Below are 20,000 nucleotides of genomic sequence, written 5' to 3' on the forward strand. Positions count from 1 at the left end.
TGACCCCGCGCGCTTCCCCGCTGGAAGCTGATGACCTCTCAAAGCGCCTTGAGGTGGGGGACATTGACCAGTCAGAACCTACACATCGGTCCGGACGCGGCGGCCGACCGATACCGTCTGCTCCGCTCGATCGGACGCGGTGGGGAGGCCGTGCTCTATCTCGCCGAGATCGAACTCGCCGGCGGATCCGAGCCCGTGGTCGTCAAAGTGCTCGACTCCAAGACGACCATCACGCCGGACGTCTTCGACCGGATCAGCCAGAAGTGGAACGAGCAGGCCGAGCTGCTGCGGTTCGTCCACCGGCCCGGCGTCGTGGGCGTGCGCGAGCACTTCGAGGGACCGCCGATCCACCGGCCCGGGGAGTCCTCGACCCTGAGCGGGCGGGCGCTCGTCCTCGTCATGAACCACGTGGACGGGCTCGACCTGCGGGACTGGCGGGCCGAGCGGACGCTGGCCACCGCCGCCGAACGGCGCGAGGTGATGCGCACCCTGGAGCAGCTCGCCGACGTCCTGGACTGGCTGCATTCGGGGAAGGCCACCCCGTCCGGGCGCCAGGTCGTCCACGGCGACCTCTCCCCCGGCAACGTGATGGTCGATGCGTACGGGCAGGCCACCCTGGTGGACTTCGGCCTCAGCAAGCTGACCGCCGACCACCAGACGGCCGAGGTCTGGTTCACCCCGGGCTACGCGGCGCCCAAGGTCTTCGACGGCAAGCGGACCCCGGGCACGGACCGGTACGCCTTCGGGGCGATCGCGTACTTCCTGCTGAGCGGGGAGTCCCCGCCCGCCACGCCCGAGCAGCTGGCACGGGCACTGACCGCACTGCCGCAGATCGCCGTACTGGACGCCGAGCAGCGGGCGCGGATCACCGCGATCTACTCGGCCGACCCGGGGAAGCGGCCGGTGAACCTGGCCGGCTGGATGAAGGACATCCGCCGTGCGGTGGTGTCGACGACCACCGCGACCTCGCAGCGGGCCGCCCAGGAGGCTCCGCCAAGGCCGGCCGCCCCGCCGCCACCGGTGGTCCCGCCGCAGCCCGTCACCGCGCCGTCGGTGGCGGCGCCGCCCGTGTACGCCCCGACGGCACGGTCCGTACAGCCCGTACAGCCGGAGCCGGCCACGGCTCCGATCCCCGGACCCGCGCCCGTCCCCGGACCCGGCCCGCAACCGGAGCCGGTGCAGGCCCAGGTGCCCGCCGGGTACGGGCCCACCTACAACCTGACCCCGGCCGCCGCTCCCGTCCCCGAGCCGACGCGTCCCGCCAAGCGGCGGCGGACCGGTCTGGTCCTCGGCTCGGTGGCCGCCGTGCTGGTGCTGGCCTCCCTCGCCGTCGTCGGCGTACGGCTCCTGGGCGACAAGGACAAGGAGAACTCCGCGGGGGGCGAGAAGCCCGGCGGGACGAGCGCGCCGTCGGCGTCGGCGTCGGCCTCCGCGCCGTCGGCGCGGGCGACCGAATCCGCCGACCCCGCACCCTCCGAGGCCGCTCCCGGGGGATCCGCCACGGCGGAGGCCTCGTCGAGCCCCGGAACGCCGGGTTCGGTGAAGGACAGCAACGTGGCCGATCTGACCGTGCTGTCGTCGGTCGGAGCGGTCCGGCACTTCGAAGTCGGCTCCGCCAAGCTGAACACGAAGGAGTACGGAGCCGCCCTCCTCGGCAGCTGCTACTACGGAGCGACGATCGAGTACGACGTGAACCGCGCCTGGTCCGCGCTGGAGTTCACCGTGGGCGTCGACGACGGCTCGACCATGGAACAGGCCCGCGTGAGCATCTCCGTGGACGACAAGCCCGCCCTCTTCTCCGAGGCGGTCCACCTGGGCAAGCCGATCACCAAGTCCCTGGACATCAAGGGGGCCCTGCGGCTGCGTCTGAAGGTGGAGGAGAGTTGCCGCAACGACGGCAACGCCGTCATCGCCGCCCCGGTCCTCAAGCGCTGACGACAGCGGCCTGCGCCGCCGGGCTCCCGGACGAGGAGCTGGACGACCGCGAGGTGCACCGGACGGCGCTGGGGGTCATCGAGCGGTTCTTCGGGCTCTCGCTGCCGAAGGAACCGATCGTGCACGGCACCCTGCCGGCCGTCGTATGGGAATCGGGGTTCCCGAAGCCGGCCCGGGACTGATCCGGGCCTCAGCCCACGCCGAGGTCGACGCGCATGGCCGCCCTCATCTCCCGGAGCGGGTCCCAGATCCCCTGCTGCGCCTCCACCGCCGACTCCATCGACTCCCCCGCCTCCGGTGCGCCCCGCTCCAGGCGTTTGACCTGCCCGTAGACGGCGGTCAGGGCGTGGTGGACCACCGTCGCGAGCGCGAGGACCGGGTCGGGGGCGATCATCTGCGCCTCGGAGTACCGGTCGCGGAAGGCGTTCTTCGCGGCGTCGAGCGCGGCCCGGTCGGCGTCCGCGACCACGCGTTCCCGCAAGGTGTGCAGGTGCTGGTTGAGTGCGGTGGTGAATTGCCGGGCGTCCCGGTTGAGGTCCGCGTAACACGTGCGCCGCAGCGCCCGGTTCTCGCGCCTCTCCTCGTGGGCGCGCACGAGCTCGATCTCACGGCGCTTCGCGCGCTCCGCTCCCCGCTGGGTGAGCAGCGCGCCGCCCAGCGTGCCCGCTACGCCCGCCACCGCGATGACCATCGCACCGATCTCCACCGGCGCACCCCCCGATTCCACCGACCGCGCGCCCGTCGTACGCGATCACCCCGTACCCAGTCTGAACGACGGCGGCCCCGCACCGGGAGATTCGGTGCGGGGCCGCCGTACGTGAACAGGATTACTCCGAGACGCCCAGGCGCTCCAGGATGAGCTCCTTGACGCGCGCGGCGTCGGCCTGGCCGCGGGTGGTCTTCATGACCGCTCCGACCAGGGCGCCGACAGCGGCGATCTTGCCGCCGCGGATCTTGTCGGCGATGGCCGCGTTGCCCGCGATGGCCTCGTCCACGGCCGCGCCGAGCGCGCCCTCGTCCGAGACGACCTTCAGGCCGCGCTGCTCGACGACCTCGTCCGGGGTGCCCTCACCGGCGAGGACGCCTTCGAGGACCTTGCGGGCCAGCTTGTCGTTGAGCGAACCGTCGGCGACCAGGGCCGCGACCCGGGCCACCTGGACCGGGGTGATCGGCAGCTCGTCGACGACGACGCCCTGCTCGTTGGCGTTGCGGGCCAGCTCGCCCATCCACCACTTGCGCGCGGCGGTCGAGTCGGCGCCGGCCTCGATCGTGGCGACGATGGAGTCCACCGCACCCGCGTTGAGGATCGACTGCATGTCGTGCTCGCTGACGCCCCACTCCTCGCGGAGCCGGTTGCGGCGCACGCGCGGCATCTCGGGCAGACCGCCGCGCAGCTCCTCGACCCAGTCGCGGGCCGGGGCGACGGGGACCAGGTCGGGCTCCGGGAAGTACCGGTAGTCCTCGGCGTTGTCCTTGATGCGGCCGGCCGTGGTGGAGCCGTCCTCCTCGTGGAAGTGCCGGGTCTCCTGCACGATCGAACCGCCCGACGAGAGCACCGCCGCGTGGCGCTGGATCTCGAAGCGGGCCGCGCGCTCGACGGAACGCAGGGAGTTGACGTTCTTCGTCTCCGAGCGGGTGCCGAACTCGGACTCGGGGGTCGGGCGCAGCGACAGGTTCACGTCACAGCGCATCTGGCCCTTGTCCATGCGGGCCTCGGAGACGCCGAGCGCCTTGATGACCTCGCGCAGCTCGGCGACGTACGCCTTGGCGACCTCGGGGGCCCGCTCGCCCGCGCCCTCGATGGGCTTGGTGACGATCTCGATGAGCGGGATGCCGGCGCGGTTGTAGTCCAGCAGGGAGTGGGACGCGCCGTGGATGCGGCCGGTGGCGCCGCCGACGTGCAGCGACTTGCCGGTGTCCTCCTCCATGTGGGCGCGCTCGATCTCCACGCGGAAGATCTCGCCGTCCTCCAGCTGGACGTCCAGGTAGCCGTTGAAGGCGATGGGCTCGTCGTACTGGGAGGTCTGGAAGTTCTTCGGCATGTCCGGATAGAAGTAGTTCTTCCGGGCGAAGCGGCACCACTCGGCGATCTCGCAGTTCAGCGCGAGGCCGATCTTGATGGCGGACTCGACGCCGATCGCGTTGACGACCGGCAGGGAGCCGGGCAGACCGAGGCAGGTCGGGCAGGTCTGCGAGTTGGGCTCCGCGCCCAGCTCGGTGGAGCAGCCGCAGAACATCTTGGTCTTGGTGCCGAGCTCGACATGGACCTCAAGGCCCATGACGGGGTCGTACGAGGCGAGAGCGTCCTCGTACGAGAGCAGTTCGGTGAAGGTGGTCACGGTGAAACTTTCCCTCTCAGCCCAGCAGGACGTCGTCGTCGCCCAGGCGCTTCAGCTCGCGGTACAGGATCGCGAGGCCGGTGACGATGGCGGCGGCGGACACGGCGGCGTCGACCAGCTTCAGCACGTCGTGCTCGCTGCGGGCCTTCTTGACCTGCTTGATCACGCTGATCGCGCCGAAGGCGGTGGTGCCGATCGACAGGTAGGTGCCGGTCTTGGACTTCTTGAAGCCCTTGGCCTTGGTCAGTGCACTGGTGCTCACAGGGACGGTGCCTCCTCAAGCAGCGGGTGACCCCAGCGTGCGACGAAGGCCGCCTCCACGGCGGCACCGACCTTGTAGAGCCGGTCGTCCTTCATCGCCGGGGCGATGATCTGGAGCCCGACCGGGAGACCGTCCTCCGGTGCCAGGCCGCAGGGGAGCGACATGGCGGAGTTGCCGGCCAGGTTGGTCGGGATGGTGCACAGGTCCGCGAGGTACATGGCGAGGGGGTCGTCGGTGCGCTCGCCGATGGGGAAGGCGGTGGTCGGGGTCGTCGGGGAGACGATCACGTCGACCTGCTCGAAGGACTTCTCGAAGTCCTGCGTGATGAGCGTGCGGACCTTCTGGGCGGAGCCGTAGTACGCGTCGTAGTAGCCGGAGCTGAGTGCGTACGTACCGAGGATGATGCGGCGCTTGACCTCGTCGCCGAAGCCGGCTTCGCGGGTCATGGCGGTGACGTCCTCGGCGGACTTCGTGCCGTCGTCGCCGACGCGCAGGCCGTAGCGCATGGCGTCGAAGCGGGCCAGGTTGGAGGAGCACTCGGACGGCGCGATCAGGTAGTACGCGGCCATCGCGAGGTCGAAGGAGGGGCAGTCCAGCTCGACGATCTCGGCGCCGAGCTCCTTGAGGAGCTCCACCGACTCGTTGAAGCGCTGGACGACGCCGGCCTGGTAGCCCTCACCGGCGAACTGCTTGACGACACCGACGCGCATGCCGGCGACGGAGCCGTTGCGGGCCGCCTCGACGACCGGCGGGACCGGGGCGTCGATGGAGGTGGAGTCGAGCGGGTCGTGGCCGGCGATCACCTCGTGCAGCAGGGCCGCGTCCAGGACCGTACGGGCGCAGGGCCCGCCCTGGTCGAGGGAGGAGGAGAAGGCGACCATGCCGTAGCGGGAGACACCGCCGTACGTGGGCTTCACGCCGACCGTGCCCGTGACGGCGGCGGGCTGGCGGATGGAGCCGCCGGTGTCCGTGCCGATCGCGAGCGGGGCCTGGAAGGCGGCGAGGGCCGCCGCGGAGCCGCCGCCGGAGCCGCCGGGGATCCGGGTGAGGTCCCAGGGGTTGCCGGTGGGGCCGTAGGCGCTGTTCTCGGTGGAGGACCCCATGGCGAACTCGTCCATGTTGGTCTTGCCGAGGATCACGACGTCGGCTTCCTTCAGCTTGCGCGTCAGGGTGGCGTCGTAGGGCGGGATCCAGCCTTCGAGGATCTTCGAACCGACGGTCGTCGGGACCCCGACGGTGGTGAAGATGTCCTTGAGGGCGAGGGGTACGCCGGCCAGCGGGCCGAGCTTCTCGCCGGCCTCGCGCTTGGCGTCGACGGCGCGGGCCTGGGCGAGCGCGCCCTCGCGGTCCACGTGCAGGAAGGCGTTGACCTTCTCGTCGGTGGCGTCGATGCGGGCCAGGTGGGCCTCGGTCACCTCGACGGCCGTGAGCTCGCCGGAGGCGATCTTCTCGGCGGTCTCGGCGGCCGTGAGCTTGATGATGTCGACCATGGTTGTTAGTCCTCCCCCAGGATCTGCGGCACCTTGAAACGCTGCTGCTCCTGGGCGGGAGCACCGGAGAGCGCCTGCTCGGGGGTGAGCGACGGACGGACCTCGTCCGCGCGCATGACGTTCGTCAGCGGCAGCGGGTGGGAGGTCGGCGGGACGTCTTGGTCGGCGACCTCGGAAACGCGGGCGACCGCGCCGATGATGTCGCCGAGCTGTCCGGCGAAGTGATCCAGCTCGTTGCTGGACAGCTCAAGGCGCGCCAGCCGAGCGAGGTGGACGACCTCCTCGCGCGTAATGCCAGGCATGCAGCGATCCTCTGGGGGTGGGTGGATGTGTAGTTTCGGTCCCAATCCTATGGGGCCGGGCGCTCGGCCCGCGAAACGGTTTGGAGCGGACCGCTGCGCGGGACCCGGCGGGGCTGAAAGATCCGGGGCTCCGCCCCGAACCCCGCGCCTCAAACGCCGGCGGGGCTGGATTTGGCTGATACCGCCGGCCAGGTACGGCTGGACCGCCGCGCAGTGGAAATTTCAGCCTCGCCGGCGTTTGAGGCGCGGGGTCTGGGGCGGAGCCCCGGCAGCAGCACCGCAGGGTCAGACCGCGTCGGCCTCCGCGGCGGCGAGCTCCGCCGTGATGTCCGCCGGGCGGCGCCAGCCGCGCTCGCCGCGGGCCAGGAGCCAGGCGGTGGCCTCCGGCGGCGGCATGGCTGCGGCGACCAGCCAGCCCTGGACGGCGTCGCAGCCCAGGTCCCGCAGCCGCTCCCACGTCTCGTCGTCCTCCACGCCCTCCGCGACGACCAGCAGGCCGAGCGAGTGCGCGAGGTCCACCGTGCAGCGGACGATCTCCGCGTCCTGCGCATCGACCGCCAGCCGGCCGACGAAGGACCGGTCGATCTTCAGCTCGCTGACCGGCAGGCGGCGCAGGTGGACGAGCGAGGAGTAGCCAGTGCCGAAGTCGTCCAGGGACATCTTCACTCCGTGACCGGTGAGTCCGGCCATGGTGTCGGCCGCCCGCTGGGGGTCTTCCAGCAGGACGTGTTCCGTTATCTCCAGCTGCAGCCCGCTCGCCGGGACCCCGTGACGGGCCAGTCGCGCGGCGACCGCGCCCGCGAAGCCCGGGGTGTGGACGTCGCGGGGCGATACGTTGACGGCCACCGGGACCTTGAGGCCCTGGGCCCGCCACCGGGCCACCTGGGCGAGGGCGGTCTCCAGTACGTACTCCGTCAGGTGCGGCATCAGCCCGGAGGTCTCGGCGATCGCGATGAACTCGTCCGGGGACACCCTGCCGCGCTCCGGGTGCACCCATCGCACCAGGGCTTCGAGCCCGGCGACCTGGCCGTCGAAGCGGACCTTCGGCTGGTAGTGGAGTTCCACTTCCCCGGCGTCGAGGGCCCTGCGGAGGTCGCCGAGCAGGCCGAGGCGGTCGGGGGTGTTGCTGTCCCGCTTGGACTCGTACACCTCGACGCCGGTGCGGTCGCGCTTGGCCTGGTACATCGCCACGTCCGCGCGCCGCAGCAGCCCTTCCGCGTCGAGCGCGTGGTCGGGGAAGACGGCGAGGCCGGCGCTGGCCTCCAGGACGAGCGTGAGGCCGTCCAGGTCGAGGGGGGAGCTGAGGTCCGCGACCAGGTGACGGGCGATGCGCTGGGCGCTGGTGGTGGAGTCGGCGAAGGGGAGCAGGACGGCGAACTCGTCGCCGCCGAGCCGGGCCGCCTCGGCGTCCTCGGGCAGCGCCTGGCGCAGCCGTTCGGCGATCTGGAGCAGCAGCCGGTCGCCCGCCAGGTGCCCCAGGGTGTCGTTGACCGCCCGGAAGCGGTCCAGGTCGATGAGGACCAGGGCGGCCCGGGTGCCGGAACGTTCGGCCTCGTCCAGGGCGGACCAGGCCCGCTCCAGCAGCCACTGCCGGTTGGGCAGCCCGGTCAGCGGGTCCCGCAGCTGTTCCTCGGCGCGGGCCCGGGCGATCCACAGGGTGGAGTCGAGCGCGATCAGGGGTACGGCGAACAGCGGCAGCAGGACCGGCCGGCTGATGGCGACGACGCAGATCAGGGGGGCGATGCCGAGCAGCGCCACGGCCACTAAGGCCTGCCGGAGCAGGGCGGTGCGGGCGACGGTGGGCAGCCCGTCCCCGCGCGGGGCCAGCGCGATCCAGAGCAGGAACCGAGTGGCGAGCAGGTAGGCGACGGCGACGAGGACGATCTCGGGGACCGCCTCCAGCCCCCAGGAGGTGGGGAGCCAGGGGGTCTCGACGGAGGGCACCTCGCCGAAGGCGGCGAGCACGAGGGCCCCGGCGCCGATGCCGAGGATGTCCACGGAGCCGTGTAGCAGCCCCTGCCGCCAGCGGTGCCGGCGCGCGGCCCCGACCAGGGAGACCACCGCCAGCGAGACCAGTCCGGCGGGGACCCATCCGTAGAGGATGAGGACGCCGAGGGTGAGGGCCGCGCCCGATCCGGTGCCGCCCCACCAGCGGTCGCGGCCGAGGGCGACGAGGTGGCCGACGATGATGCCGGTGAGGAGGGCCAGGGCCCAGCCGACCGGCCCGCCGGGGAACAGCGCATGACGGCCGCTCAGCGCGGAGACGATGCCGATGGTGAGCACCGAGACGGCGAGACCCACGACGAGGAAGGGCAGCACACCGCGCCGCTCCTGCCCGCGCGCACCGGTGGGGACCGGTCGGGTCTCCGGTGTCCTGGCACCCAGGACACGCGGCCTGCCCGCCCGGCCCGCCCGCATGGGCGGGAGTTCCCCGCCGAATTCAGGTGACGGGTCGGCGCTTTCGGTGGGTTTCATGCCCGTACCTCTCACAGCCGGCGATGCCGATGTCACGCGATGGCCCCGATGTCATGCCACCACGGCCGAAATCGCATCCTGCAGCCGTGCACGACAGGCGCACCCCTCAACAGTAGGACGCGCGAGGCTCCCAGGGGCAGCGGTCGGCAGTGGTTGCCCGAATGCGACCCAGCCATCCTCATCAGTACGGTATCCGCCGAACGGGTGAGTTTGGACCGGGGCCCCCCGTCACCCATCCGATGATCCGACAGCTCACCGCCCTGCGACCAGCCTTGTACCGGCCGTTTACCACCGTCCGCCGCGCCTGGCGTGCGCCCGCCCGTACGGCCGCACGCCACGCATCCGTTCGCCTTCGCTACTCCCCCTCGGCGATTCACCTGCCGGTACTACTGCGCTTCGCCCCCGCCGTCCACCGGGAGCGCCGCCTCCCGCGCCGCGTCCGGCCCCTGCTCCAGCAGCACGGTGAACCCTGCGTCGTCGAGGACGGCGAGCTTCAACTGCACGGCCTTGTCGTACTTCGAGCCGGGGTTGTCCCCGACCACGACGAAGGAGGTCTTCTTCGACACGGAACCGGTGACCTTGGCGCCGCGGCTCTGCAGGGCCTCCTTCGCCCCGTCCCGCGTGTGGCTCTGCAAAGTGCCGGTGACGACGACGGTCAGCCCCTCCAGCGGCCGCGGCCCCTCGTCCTCGGCGGAACCTTCCTCCTCCATCCGGACCCCGGCCTCCCGCCACTTGCGCAGGATCTCCTGGTGCCAGTCGACGGCGAACCACTCCTTGAGGGAGGCGGCGATGATGGCGCCGACGCCCTCGGTGGCGGTCAGCTCCTCCTCGGTGGCCTGCTCGATGCGCTCGATCGAGCGGAACTCGCGGGCGAGGGCCTCGGCCGCGACCGGTCCCACGTGACGGATCGACAGGCCGTTGATGATGCGGGCGAGCGGGCGGTCCTTGGCGGCGGCGATGTGCTCCAGCATGGAGAGGGCGTTCTTCTTCGGTTCGCCCTTCTGGTTGGCGAAGACCGTGACGATCTTCTCCTCGCCCGTCTTCGGGTCCCGCTTGGGCAGCCCGCTGTCCGGGTCCAGGACGTACGCCTTGATGGGCAGCAGCTGCTCGATGGTCAGGCCGAAGAGGTCGCCCTCGTCCAGCAGCGGCGGCTCGGCCGGCTCCAGCGGGCCGGTCAGCGCGGCCGCCGCCACCATGCCGAAGTTCTCGATGTCCAGGGACTGTCGGCCGCCCAGGTAGAAGAGCCGCTCGCGCAACTGCGCCGGGCAGGTCTGGGCGTTGGGGCACCGGACGTCGATGTCCCCCTCCTTCATGGGCCGCAGCTCCGTCCCGCACGCGGGACAGTCGGCCGGCATCACGAACTCCCGCTCGGTGCCGTCGCGCAGGTCCACCACGGGGCCGAGGATCTCGGGGATGACGTCGCCCGCCTTGCGCAGGACGACGGTGTCCCCGATGAGGACGCCCTTGGCCTTGACGACCTCCTGGTTGTGCAGGGTGGCGAACTCGACCTCGGAGCCCGCCACCTTCACCGGCTCCACCTGCGCGTACGGGGTCACCCGGCCGGTGCGGCCGACGCCGACCTTGATGTCGATCAGCTTGGTGTTGACCTCTTCGGGCGCGTACTTCCAGGCGATCGCCCAGCGCGGGGCGCGCGCGGTGGAGCCGAGCCGGCCCTGGAGGGCGATCTCGTCGAGCTTGACGACCACCCCGTCGATCTCGTGCTCCACCGAGTGCCGGTTCACGCCGAAGTCCCTGATGAAATCGCGGACCTCGGCGAGCGTGGCGACCACCATGTTGTGCTGCGCGGTCGGCAGCCCCCACTCGTGCAGCAGCTCGTACGCCTGCGACTGGCGCTCGATCTCGAAGCCCTCGCGGGCTCCGATGCCGTGCACGACCATGTGCAGCGGGCGGCTCGCGGTGACCTTGGGGTCCTTCTGCCGCAGCGAACCGGCTGCCGCGTTGCGCGGGTTGGCGAAGGGCTTGCCCTCCGCCTCCACCAGCCGGGCGTTGAGCTCCTCGAACTTCTCCATCGGGAAGTAGACCTCGCCGCGGATCTCCACCAGGGCCGGGATCCGGTCGCCCTTGAGACGGTCTGGGATCTCGGCGATGGTGCGCACGTTGGGCGTGATGTCCTCACCGGTGCGGCCGTCGCCGCGGGTGGCCGCCCGGGTCAGGCGGCCGTTCTCGTAGGTGAGGTTGACGGCGAGGCCGTCCACCTTGAGCTCGCACAGGTAGTGGTAGTCCGAGGTGTTCACGTCCCGGGCCACCCGCTCGGCCCAGGCAGCCAGTTCCTCGTCGTCGAAGGCGTTGTCGAGGGAGAGCATGCGCTCGCGGTGCTCGACGGAGGCGAAGTCCGTCTCGTACGCCCCGGCCACCTTCTGGGTGGGCGAGTCGGGCGTGCGCAGCTCCGGGTACTGCTCCTCCAGCGCCTCCAGCGAGCGCAGCAGCTGGTCGAACTCGGCGTCGCTGACGACCGGCTGGTCGTTCACGTAGTACCGGAAGCGGTGCTCCTCGACCTGCTCCGCCAGCAGCGCGTGCTGATCGCGCACCGCCGTCGGTACTGCCGTGTCCTGCTGTTCGGCTGCCATGCCGTGTCCTCCCGTGGCCCGTCTTCGACCGTCACTCAGGGTTGTCGGCGAGCGACCTCGCCGCCCTGACGCAATGCGCCTGCACCGCGCGGGCGTAGGCGGGCGAAGCGCCCGCCAGACCGCACGACGGGGTGACCACGACGGACTCCGCCAGAGTCCCCGGGGCCAGCCCCAGCCTGCGCCAAAGCTTCCTGACACCCATGACGCTACCGCCCGGGTCCGACAACGGGGCGTCCGTGCCGGGCACCACTCCGGCGAAGAGTTTCGTGCCGCCTTCGACCGCCTCCCCGATGGCGTCGTCCTCGCGCTCGGTGAGCAGGGAGAAATCGAACGACACCCCCGTGGCACCGGCCCTGCGGAGCAGGCCGAAGGGGACCTCGGGCGCGCAGGAGTGCACGACGACCTCCCCGTCGTGGACGGCGAACAGGTCGCGCAGCCCGCCCTCGACCACCTGCCGGTCGACGGCCCGGTAGGTGCGGTAGCCGCTCGCCGAGCGGACCCGGCCGAGCAGGACGGCCGTCAGGGAGGGCTCGTCGAGCTGCAGCACGACGTCGGCGCCGGGGACCCGCTTGCGCACGTCGGCCAGGTGCTCGCGCAGGCCCTCGGCCAGCGATCCGGCCAGGTCCCGGCAGGCACCCGGGTCCTGGAGCATGGCTTCGCCACCGTGCAGTTCCAGGGCGGCGGCCAGCGTCCACGGTCCGACGGCCTGGACCTTGAGCTTCCCCGTGTACCCCTGGGTGAACTCCTCCAGCGCGTCGAGGTCCTCCCCCAGCCAGGACCGGGCCCGCTTGGAGTCCCGTCCCGGGCGGTCGCTGATCCGCCAGCCGCTGGGCTCGACGTGGGCGTACATGTCGACGAGGAGTCCGAGGGACCGGCCGATCATGTCCGCGCCGGGCCCGCGGGCGGGCAGCTCGGCGAGGTAGGGGAACTCTTCGAAGGACCCGGTGACGGTCTTCGCTGCCTCGCGGGCGTCGCCGCCGGGCAGCGATCCGACGCCGGTGGCGCCGGCGCTCATCGGCCCGGCCGGACGCTCAGGTCGTTGACCTCGGCGTCGCGGGGCAGGTCGACGGCCATGACGATCGTGGTCGCGACGGACTCGGGCTCGATCCAGGCGGCCGGGTCGTACTCCTTGCCCTCCTGCGAGTGCACCTTGGCCTGCATGGGGCTGGCGGTGCGGCCCGGGTAGACGGAGGTGACGCGGATGCCGTTGGCCCGCTCCTCGCCGCGCAGCGAGTCGGCGAGGGCCTTGAGCCCGTGCTTGGAGGCGGCGTACGCGCTCCAGTCGGCGTGGGCGGTCAGGCCGGCGCCGGAGTTCACGAAGACGACGGTGGCCTTGGACGCGCGCAGGGTGGGCAGCAACAGCCGGGTGACCTCGGCGGGGGCGATCAGGTTCACGTTGAGCTGCTGGTGCCAGGTCTTGGGCCGGAGCTCACCGACCGGTCCGAGGTCGACGATCCCGGCGATGTGCAGCAGGGAGTCGATCCGCTCCGGGAGGGCCTGCTTGGAGAACGCCCACGACAGCCGGTCGGGATCGGCGAGGTCTCCGACGAGGGACGTGGCGCCGGGGTAACGGTCGACGAGCTCGCGGGCCCGGCCGGCGTCCCGGGCGAGGAGGACGAGGTCGTCGCCGCGGGCGTGCAACCGGGCCGCGACGGCGGCGCCGATGCCGGAACCGGCACCGGTGATCAAGTGAGTAGCCATACCGCCCATGCTCGCACCCCCGGGCCCGCCCGGGGTCCGAAGGCCGAGGTCAGGTGCCGCCGACCGGCGCGCGGGCCCGCTCGACGGCGGCGCGGGCGGCGGCCGCGTGCTCCTGTGTGACGGCGGGGCCGGTGCGGGCCGATGCCCTGGCCGATCACGGCGTGCGGGAACGCCGCGCCGGGCCCGGCCCGCACGTCGCCCCGCGCCCCGGGCCCCGCGGCCCGCCCCGGGCCCCGCGGCCCCCGGTCCGGGCGGCCCGTCCGCGCGCCGGGCGCTCAGCCGGCTGCGGCGGCCCGCCGGGACCGTTCGACGACCGCCCGGGCCAGGGCCGCCCGCTGCCCGGCGACCGCGGGCGGGAAGCCGGTGCCGATGACGATGTGCGGGTGCGCGGCGACGAGCTGTGCCCGCCGGTCGGCGCGCGGTCCGGCCCAGCGCTCCAGTGCCTCGTCGCGTACGGCGTCCAGCGCGGCCGCCGGGTCGGCGGCGGGCGGGCTGAAGCGGCCGGGGGCCGATCGGGCGTGCTCGCTCCAGCGGTCGGCCCAGAACTCCACGGTCCAGCCGGGCCAGCGGGCGGCCGTGCGTCCGGCGTGGGGCACGATTCCGGTCAGCCACCAGCCGATGCGGCGGGCCGCGGGGTCGACATGGACGCCGGCCTCGGCGCGGCCCGCGTACGCGGCGTGGCCGGGGGCGGCCGAGAGCCGGTCGAGGAGCGCCGGGCCCTCGACCACCGGATGGTCGCCGATGTGGGGGAGGACGTGGCAGCGGCCGGATCCGACCGTGACGACGGCGGCCATCGGGTCGGGGTCGGCCAGCTCCTCGTCATCGGCCTCCAGGGCCGGGCCGGGGGACGGGGCGTCGCGTACGCACCCCGGCTCCAAGCCGAGGTGGGTACGCAGGCCGCTCTGGCCGTCGTACGTCCAGCGGACCTCCCATCCGGGCCAGGCGTGGCCGAGCATGCGCCACCAGGCCGCGCGGGTGCGCATGGCCACCGACGGGCCTTCCTGGGCGAAGACCAGGAGCAGCCTGCGGGCAGGGTCGATCAGGGCGCCCGCCTCGCACATGTCGTCGTCGTACCAGGGGCCTTCCTCGCGCCGGTGGCCGAGGACGAAGGGCAGGACCGCCTCCGGGCCGCCGAGCAGGTCGAGATCGAGTCCGACGGCGCCGAAGGAGGAGCCCCGGCGCTCGTACCCCTCGGCGCCCGCGATCACGAAGGGGGCCCGGTTCCCCATCAGAGACCGGCTGCGGCGCGCAGGGCGGCGGCCGTCCTCGATGCGTCGTAGTCGGCCGGGACGCCCTCGACCAGGATGACCTCGCCGGGGATGTGGTCGGTGCGCAGCGGCAGGATCGCCCGGTAGGCGTCGGAGGCGTACCAGGCACGGGCCCGCTCCATGTCGGGGAAGCCGATGATGACGACGGTGCCGGGGAAGGGGCCCTCCAGGACCTCGACCTCCTTGCCGTGCACGAGGAAGCGGCCGCCGAAGGGGTCCATCGTCGACTGCATGGTCTCGATGTAGGTGAGGATGTCCTCGTTCATCGTCTCGGGGCGTATGTGGGCGATGGCGTACGCGGTCATGGTCTGCTCCCCGTGTCGACCGGCCCGCCGGTGCGGGCCCGTTGATCCGATCCTGTCAGCGCGCGGCCCCGACGGCGATTACTTTGCAGGTCATGCCGGGGCGGGCTGGAAGGTGCGCCGGTAGGCGATCGGGGAGACGCCGAGCGTGGAACGCATGTGTTGGCGCAGTGAGTTGGCGGAGCCGAAGCCGGCCCGGTGGGCGACGAGGTCGACCGGCAGGTCGCTGGACTCCAGCAAGTGGCGGGCCAGTTCGAGGCGTTGCGCGGTGAGCCACTGCACCGGGGTCATGCCGACCTCGTCGCGGAACCGGCGGGTGAAGGTGCGCAGGCTCATCCGGGCGTGCGCGGCCAGTTCGGCGAGGGTGACCGGTTCGGCGAGGCGTTCCAGGGCCCACGCGCGGGTGGCGGTGGTGGTGGCGAGCGTCGGCTCGGGAACGGGGCGGTCGATGTACTGGACCTGGCCGCCGTCGCGCCAGGGCGGGACCACGCAGAGCCGCGCGGCCCGGTTGGCCACGCCCGTGCCGTGGTCCTGGCGGATCAGGTAGAGGCAGAGGTCGATGCCCGCGGCCACGCCGGCCGAGGTAAGGATGTCGCCGTCGTCGACGAAGAGGACCTCCTCGTCGAGGCGGACGCGGGGGAAGCCCCGCTGGAACTCGGGCGCGTGCAGCCAGTGCGTGGTGGCGGGCCGGCCGTCGAGCAGTCCGGCGGCGGCCAGGACGTACGAGCCGGTGCACAGGGAGACCAGCCGCGTGCCGGGCCGGATCGCCGCCAGGGCGTCGGTCAGCGACTGCGACAGGGGCGCGCCGTGCGCGAGCTCGTCCATCGCGTGGGTGGGCGTGACGATCACGGTGTCGGCGGCGGCGAGGGCCTCGGGGCCCGCCGAGACGCCGACGGTGAAGCCCGCGTCGCTGGTCACGGGCAGTCCGTCGGCGGTGCAGACGGTCACCTCGTAGAGCGGGTCCCCGGCCTCGTCATGGGCGTTGCCAAAGACGCGGGAGGGGATGCCGAGCTCGAACGGAGGGACCCCTTCGAGGGCGAGTACGGCGATTCGGTGCATGGCCAGATCCTGACACATGGTGGCCGTACGGCCAACACTGCGACGGTCGGCGAGCGGGGAGAGTGAGGTCATCGGCCGGGACACCGGCCGGCGAGAACGCAGCAACAACCCAGCAAGGAGACATGTCATGCGCGCCGTCGTCATCAGCAAGTGGGGCGGACCCGAGGTCCTCGTCGAGACCGAGGCCGAGCGTCCGGAGCCCGGGATGGGCGAGGTCCTGGTGCGGGTCCGTGCCGCCGGGGTCAACCCGGTGGACTGGAAGACGCGCGAGAGCGGCGCCCTGATCCCCTGGGGCCCGGTGCCGGCGGTCGGCTGGGACGTGTCCGGCACCGTGGAGGCCGTGGGACCGGGCGTGACCCTGTACCGGGTGGGCGACGAGGTGTACGGGATGCCCCGCTTCCCGCAGCAGGCCGGCGCGTACGCCGAGTACGTGACGGCCCCCGCCCGGCACTTCGCCCCCAAGCCGGCCGCGCTGGACCACGTGCAGGCCGCGGCGCTGCCGCTGGCCGCGCTGACCGCCTGGCAGGCCCTGGTGGACACGGCGGGGGTGAGCGCCGGACAGCGGGTGCTGGTGCACGCGGCGGCCGGCGGGGTGGGTCACCTGGCGGTGCAGATCGCCAAGGCCCGCGGCGCGTACGTGATCGGCACCGCGAGCGCGGGCAAGCACGAACTGCTGCGCGAGCTCGGCGCCGACGAGGTGATCGACTACCACACCACGGACTTCGAGGACGCCGTCGCCGACGTGGACGTCGTGATAGACGCCGTCGGCGGGGACTACACGCGGCGCTCGCTGAAGGTCCTCAAGGCCGGCGGCCACCTGGTGACCCTGCCCGGCCCCGACTCCCTCCCGGCCGACCCGCAGGGGGTGCACGCCTCCTGGGTCCTGGTGGAGCCGGACCTGGGCGGCCTGCGCGAGATCGCGGCGCTCGTCGAGCGGGGTCTGCTGAAGCCGCTGGTCGACACCGTGCTGCCGTTGGAGCAGGCCGCGAAGGCCCACGAGATCGGCGAGCAGGGCCGCACCACCGGCAAGATCGTCCTGACCGTCGCCTGAGCGCGGAAGGTCCGGGGGCTGCCCGGGCGATCGCGTTCGCCGCAGCCCGACCGCCGCCCCGGCGTGACGACCAGGAGGCTGCGGGGCAACCCCGGACCCGGCGCGAACGCGGCGCCGCGGCCCGCCCCGAGGGGACGGGCCGCGGCGTCCTGCCGTGCGGGGGCCGTTCAGACGGTGGCGGCGGCCCGCGTCGTGGTCGCGATGGTGGCCGAGCCGACCACGCGGGTGCCGTCGTAGAGCACGATCGCCTGGCCGGGTGCCACGCCCCGGACCGGCTCGGTGAAGGAGACGCGCAGCTCGCCGTCCACGACCTCGGCGAAGACCTCGGTCTCGCCGCCGTGGGCGCGCAGCTGGGCGGTGTAGGTGCCCGGGGCGGCGGCCACGGCTCCGCACCAGCGGGGGCGGATCGCGGTGAGCGCGGTGACGTCGAGGGCCTCGACGGGGCCGACGGTGACCGTGTTGTTCACCGGGGAGATGTCGAGGACGTAGCGCGGCTTGCCGTCGGGGGCGGGGTGGCCGATGCGCAGGCCCTTGCGCTGGCCGATGGTGAAGCCGAAGGCGCCGTCGTGGGTGCCGACCTTCTCGCCGGTCGCCCCGTCGACGATGTCGCCCTCGGCCTTGCCGAGGCGGTTCGCGAGGAAGCCCTGGGTGTCGCCGTCGGCGATGAAGCAGATGTCGTGGCTGTCGGGCTTCTTCGCGACGGCCAGCCCCCGCTCCTCGGCCTCGGCGCGGATCTCTTCCTTGGTGGTGAGGGTGTCACCGAGCGGGAAGAGGGCGTGGGCGAGCTGCTTCTCGTCGAGGACCCCGAGGACGTACGACTGGTCCTTGGCCATGTCGGAGGCGCGGTGCAGCTCGCGGGAGCCGTCCTCGGTGAGCACGACGGTCGCGTAGTGACCGGTGCAGACCGCGTCGAAGCCGAGCGCGAGGGCCTTGTCGAGCAGCGCCGCGAACTTGATCTTCTCGTTGCAGCGCAGGCACGGGTTCGGGGTGCGCCCGGCCTCGTACTCGGAAATGAAGTCCTCGACGACGTCCTCGCGGAAGCGCTCGGCGAGGTCCCAGACGTAGAACGGGATGCCGATGACGTCGGCGGCCCGGCGGGCGTCGCGGGAGTCCTCGATGGTGCAGCAGCCGCGGGCGCCGGTCCGGAAGGACTGCGGGTTCGCGGAGAGCGCGAGGTGGACGCCGGTCACGTCGTGCCCGGCTTCGACCGCGCGGGCGGCGGCGACGGCGGAGTCCACGCCGCCGGACATGGCGGCCAGGACGCGAAGGGGGCGGGCGGTGCGCGGCAGGTTCTCAGTCATAGCACCGTCCAGGGTACGGGGGAACCGAGCGGGGTCACAGCGCGTTGTCGGGGTACGGGGGGTGGATCACATCGTCGAGCAGGGGAACAAGGGGAAGAAGTCGCCGGGGCGGACCCGCAGGGCCGTGCTCTTCGGCGGGCTCGGGGTCTTCGCGGTGGCGGCGGTGGCCGGCCGGGAGGAGATCGGCCGTGCCTGGTGGCTGATACCGGGTGTGGACAAGCCGCGCAAGGAGGGCGAGCTCGACCACGCGGGCGCGAGCTGGACGTCGGCCTCGCCGGCGAACTGGCGCAAGGCGGACCGCCCGGCCGACTACCGGGTGGACCGGATCGTCGTGCACGTCACCCAGGGCGGCTTCGAGTCCTCGGTGGACGCCTTCAAGAACCCGTGGCACAAGGCGTCGGCCCACTACATCGTGCGCGGGGACGGGCACGTGGAGCAGATGGTGCGCGAGCTGGACGTGGCCTTCCACTCGGGGAACCGCTCGATGAACGAGCGCAGCGTCGGCATCGAGCACGTGGGCTTCGTGGACCGCCCGCAGGATTTCACGGACGCCATGTACGCGGCTTCGGCCCGGCTGGCGGCCGACGTCTGCCGCCGGTACGACATACCGGCGGACCGCACGCACATAGTCGGCCACTCCGAGGTCCCGGGCGCCGACCACACCGACCCCGGCCGCCACTGGGACTGGAACCGCTACATCGGCCTGGTCCGGGCGGCCCTTGAGGCTCCGGCTCCTAGCTGAGGCCCGCCGTGCGGGCGCGCTCGACCGCCGGGCCGATGGCCGCGGCCAGGGCAGCGACGTCCTCCTTGGTGGAGGTGTGGCCGAGGGAGAAGCGCAGGGTGCCGCGGGCCAGCTGCGGGTCGGTGCCGGCGGCCAGCAGGACGTGACTGGGCTGGGCCACGCCCGCGGTGCAGGCGGAACCGGTGGAGCACTCGATGCCCTGGGCGTCGAGCAGGAGCAGCAACGAGTCGCCCTCGCAGCCGGGGAAGCTGAAGTGGGCATTGGCGGGAAGCCGCTCGTCGGGGTCTCCCCCGAGGACGGCGTCGGGCACGGCCGCGCGGACGGCGGCGACCAGTTCGTCGCGCAGGGCGCCGATCTCGGTGGCGAACCGCTCGCGCCGCTCGACGGCGAGGACGGCGGCCACGGCGAAGGCGGCGACGGCCGGAACGTCGAGGGTGCCGGAGCGGACGTGCCGCTCCTGGCCACCGCCGTGCAGGACGGGTACGGGGCTCTGGTCGCGGCCGAGCAGCAGTGCGCCGATGCCGTAGGGGCCGCCGATCTTGTGGCCGCTGACGGTCATGGCGGCGAGGCCGCTGTCGCCGAAGTGGACGTCGAGCTGGCCGAGGGCCTGGACGGCGTCGGAGTGCAGCGGGATCCCGGACTCGCGGGCGATGGCGGCCAGTTCGCGGACCGGCATGACGGTCCCGATCTCGTTGTTGGCCCACATGACGGTGGCCAGGGCCACGTCGTCGGGGTTGCGCTCGACGGCCTCGCGGAAGGCGTCGGCGTGGACGCGCCCGTAGCGGTCCACGGGCAGGTACTCGACCTGCGCGCCCTCGTGCTCGGCGAGCCAGTGGACGGCGTCGAGCACCGCGTGGTGCTCGACGGGGCTGGCGATGACCCGGGTCCGGGCGGGGTCGGCGTCGCGCCGGGCCCAGTAGAGGCCCTTGACGGCGAGGTTGTCGGCCTCCGTGCCGCCGGCGGTGAAGACCACCTCGCTGGGGCGGGCGCCGACCGCCTCGGCGAAGGCCTCGCGGGCCTCCTCCACGGTACGGCGGGCCCGCCGGCCGGCGGCGTGCAGGGAGGAGGCGTTCCCCGTGGCGGCGAACTGCGCGGTCATCGCCGCGGCGGCCTCCGGCAGCATCGGGGTGGTGGCGGCGTGGTCGAGGTAGGCCATGATCCCCCGATTCTACGAGTCCGCCGGTG

At 72.7% G+C, this 20,000-nt stretch carries 18 protein-coding genes; 4 read left to right on the forward strand and 14 right to left on the reverse strand.

The genetic code is table 11. From position 1 onward, the window contains the following. The first annotated feature begins 63 nt into the window (after window positions 1-63). Window positions 64-1,935, forward strand: a complete 1,872-nt coding sequence (locus OG207_RS14065) for a protein kinase domain-containing protein (protein ID WP_329098902.1) — start codon at window positions 64-66, stop codon at window positions 1,933-1,935. After that, a complete protein-coding gene (locus OG207_RS14070; protein ID WP_329098903.1) occupies window positions 1,884-2,117 on the forward strand; it encodes a hypothetical protein in 234 nt (77 codons plus the stop codon). Before OG207_RS14065 ends, OG207_RS14070 begins: the two co-directional genes overlap by 52 nt. 8 nt (window positions 2,118-2,125) lie before the next feature. On the opposite strand, the gene OG207_RS14075 is transcribed toward OG207_RS14070, so the two are convergent. The 12 genes from OG207_RS14075 to OG207_RS14130 form a co-directional block, all read right to left on the reverse strand. Next, window positions 2,126-2,641: a hypothetical protein gene (locus OG207_RS14075; RefSeq protein ID WP_329098904.1), complete on the reverse strand. Its 516-nt coding sequence runs from the start codon at window positions 2,639-2,641 to the stop codon at window positions 2,126-2,128. A 121-nt stretch (window positions 2,642-2,762) separates the two neighbouring features. After that, window positions 2,763-4,274, reverse strand: a complete 1,512-nt coding sequence (gene gatB / locus OG207_RS14080) for an Asp-tRNA(Asn)/Glu-tRNA(Gln) amidotransferase subunit GatB (RefSeq protein WP_329098905.1) — start codon at window positions 4,272-4,274, stop codon at window positions 2,763-2,765. 16 nt (window positions 4,275-4,290) lie between these two features. Then, on the reverse strand, window positions 4,291-4,536 hold the full coding sequence (locus OG207_RS14085; protein ID WP_030010588.1) for a hypothetical protein: 246 nt from the start codon (window positions 4,534-4,536) through the stop codon (window positions 4,291-4,293). Beyond that, window positions 4,533-6,026: an Asp-tRNA(Asn)/Glu-tRNA(Gln) amidotransferase subunit GatA gene (gatA, locus tag OG207_RS14090; RefSeq protein ID WP_329098906.1), complete on the reverse strand. Its 1,494-nt coding sequence runs from the start codon at window positions 6,024-6,026 to the stop codon at window positions 4,533-4,535. Before gatA ends, OG207_RS14085 begins: the two co-directional genes overlap by 4 nt. Window positions 6,027-6,031: 5 nt before the next feature. Next, complete coding sequence (gatC, locus tag OG207_RS14095) at window positions 6,032-6,328, reverse strand: Asp-tRNA(Asn)/Glu-tRNA(Gln) amidotransferase subunit GatC (protein WP_030010586.1); 297 nt, start codon at window positions 6,326-6,328, stop codon at window positions 6,032-6,034. Between the two features lie 285 nt (window positions 6,329-6,613). Further along, a complete protein-coding gene (locus tag OG207_RS14100) occupies window positions 6,614-8,803 on the reverse strand; it encodes a putative bifunctional diguanylate cyclase/phosphodiesterase (RefSeq protein WP_402694979.1) in 2,190 nt (729 codons plus the stop codon). Between the two features lie 386 nt (window positions 8,804-9,189). Then, window positions 9,190-11,391 (reverse strand): NAD-dependent DNA ligase LigA, encoded by a 2,202-nt coding sequence (gene ligA, locus OG207_RS14105; RefSeq protein WP_329098907.1) that lies wholly within the window; start codon window positions 11,389-11,391, stop codon window positions 9,190-9,192. Window positions 11,392-11,422: 31 nt separating this feature from the next. Continuing rightward, complete coding sequence (locus tag OG207_RS14110; protein WP_327383118.1) at window positions 11,423-12,406, reverse strand: methionine synthase; 984 nt, start codon at window positions 12,404-12,406, stop codon at window positions 11,423-11,425. Next, window positions 12,403-13,092 carry an SDR family oxidoreductase gene (locus OG207_RS14115; protein WP_329098908.1) on the reverse strand — a complete coding sequence of 230 codons (690 nt, stop codon included), beginning with the start codon at window positions 13,090-13,092 and terminating at the stop codon, window positions 12,403-12,405. Before OG207_RS14115 ends, OG207_RS14110 begins: the two co-directional genes overlap by 4 nt. 275 nt (window positions 13,093-13,367) lie before the next feature. Further along, window positions 13,368-14,321 carry a hypothetical protein gene (locus OG207_RS14120; RefSeq protein WP_329098909.1) on the reverse strand — a complete coding sequence of 318 codons (954 nt, stop codon included), beginning with the start codon at window positions 14,319-14,321 and terminating at the stop codon, window positions 13,368-13,370. Continuing rightward, window positions 14,321-14,665 (reverse strand): DUF1330 domain-containing protein, encoded by a 345-nt coding sequence (locus OG207_RS14125; RefSeq protein ID WP_329098910.1) that lies wholly within the window; start codon window positions 14,663-14,665, stop codon window positions 14,321-14,323. Before OG207_RS14125 ends, OG207_RS14120 begins: the two co-directional genes overlap by 1 nt. A gap of 90 nt (window positions 14,666-14,755) precedes the next feature. Beyond that, a complete protein-coding gene (locus tag OG207_RS14130; protein ID WP_329098911.1) occupies window positions 14,756-15,721 on the reverse strand; it encodes a GlxA family transcriptional regulator in 966 nt (321 codons plus the stop codon). Between the two features lie 127 nt (window positions 15,722-15,848). Between OG207_RS14130 and OG207_RS14135 the strand changes: the two genes are divergently transcribed. Beyond that, window positions 15,849-16,772 (forward strand): NADP-dependent oxidoreductase, encoded by a 924-nt coding sequence (locus OG207_RS14135; RefSeq protein WP_329098912.1) that lies wholly within the window; start codon window positions 15,849-15,851, stop codon window positions 16,770-16,772. 167 nt (window positions 16,773-16,939) lie between these two features. On the opposite strand, the gene mnmA is transcribed toward OG207_RS14135, so the two are convergent. After that, window positions 16,940-18,073, reverse strand: a complete 1,134-nt coding sequence (mnmA, locus tag OG207_RS14140; protein WP_329098913.1) for a tRNA 2-thiouridine(34) synthase MnmA — start codon at window positions 18,071-18,073, stop codon at window positions 16,940-16,942. A gap of 61 nt (window positions 18,074-18,134) precedes the next feature. On the opposite strand from mnmA, the gene OG207_RS14145 reads away from it, so the two are divergent. After that, entirely contained in the window at window positions 18,135-18,815 is a 681-nt protein-coding gene (locus tag OG207_RS14145; RefSeq protein WP_329098914.1) for an N-acetylmuramoyl-L-alanine amidase, read from the forward strand. Here the strand turns inward: OG207_RS14145 and OG207_RS14150 are convergent. Continuing rightward, window positions 18,808-19,971, reverse strand: coding sequence for a cysteine desulfurase family protein (locus OG207_RS14150; protein WP_329098915.1), 1,164 nt, complete (start codon window positions 19,969-19,971; stop codon window positions 18,808-18,810). The genes OG207_RS14145 and OG207_RS14150 overlap by 8 nt on opposite strands. Between the last annotated feature and the right edge of the window lie 29 nt (window positions 19,972-20,000).

The organism is Streptomyces sp. NBC_01439 (assembly GCF_036227605.1).
GTDB lineage: Bacteria > Actinomycetota > Actinomycetes > Streptomycetales > Streptomycetaceae > Streptomyces.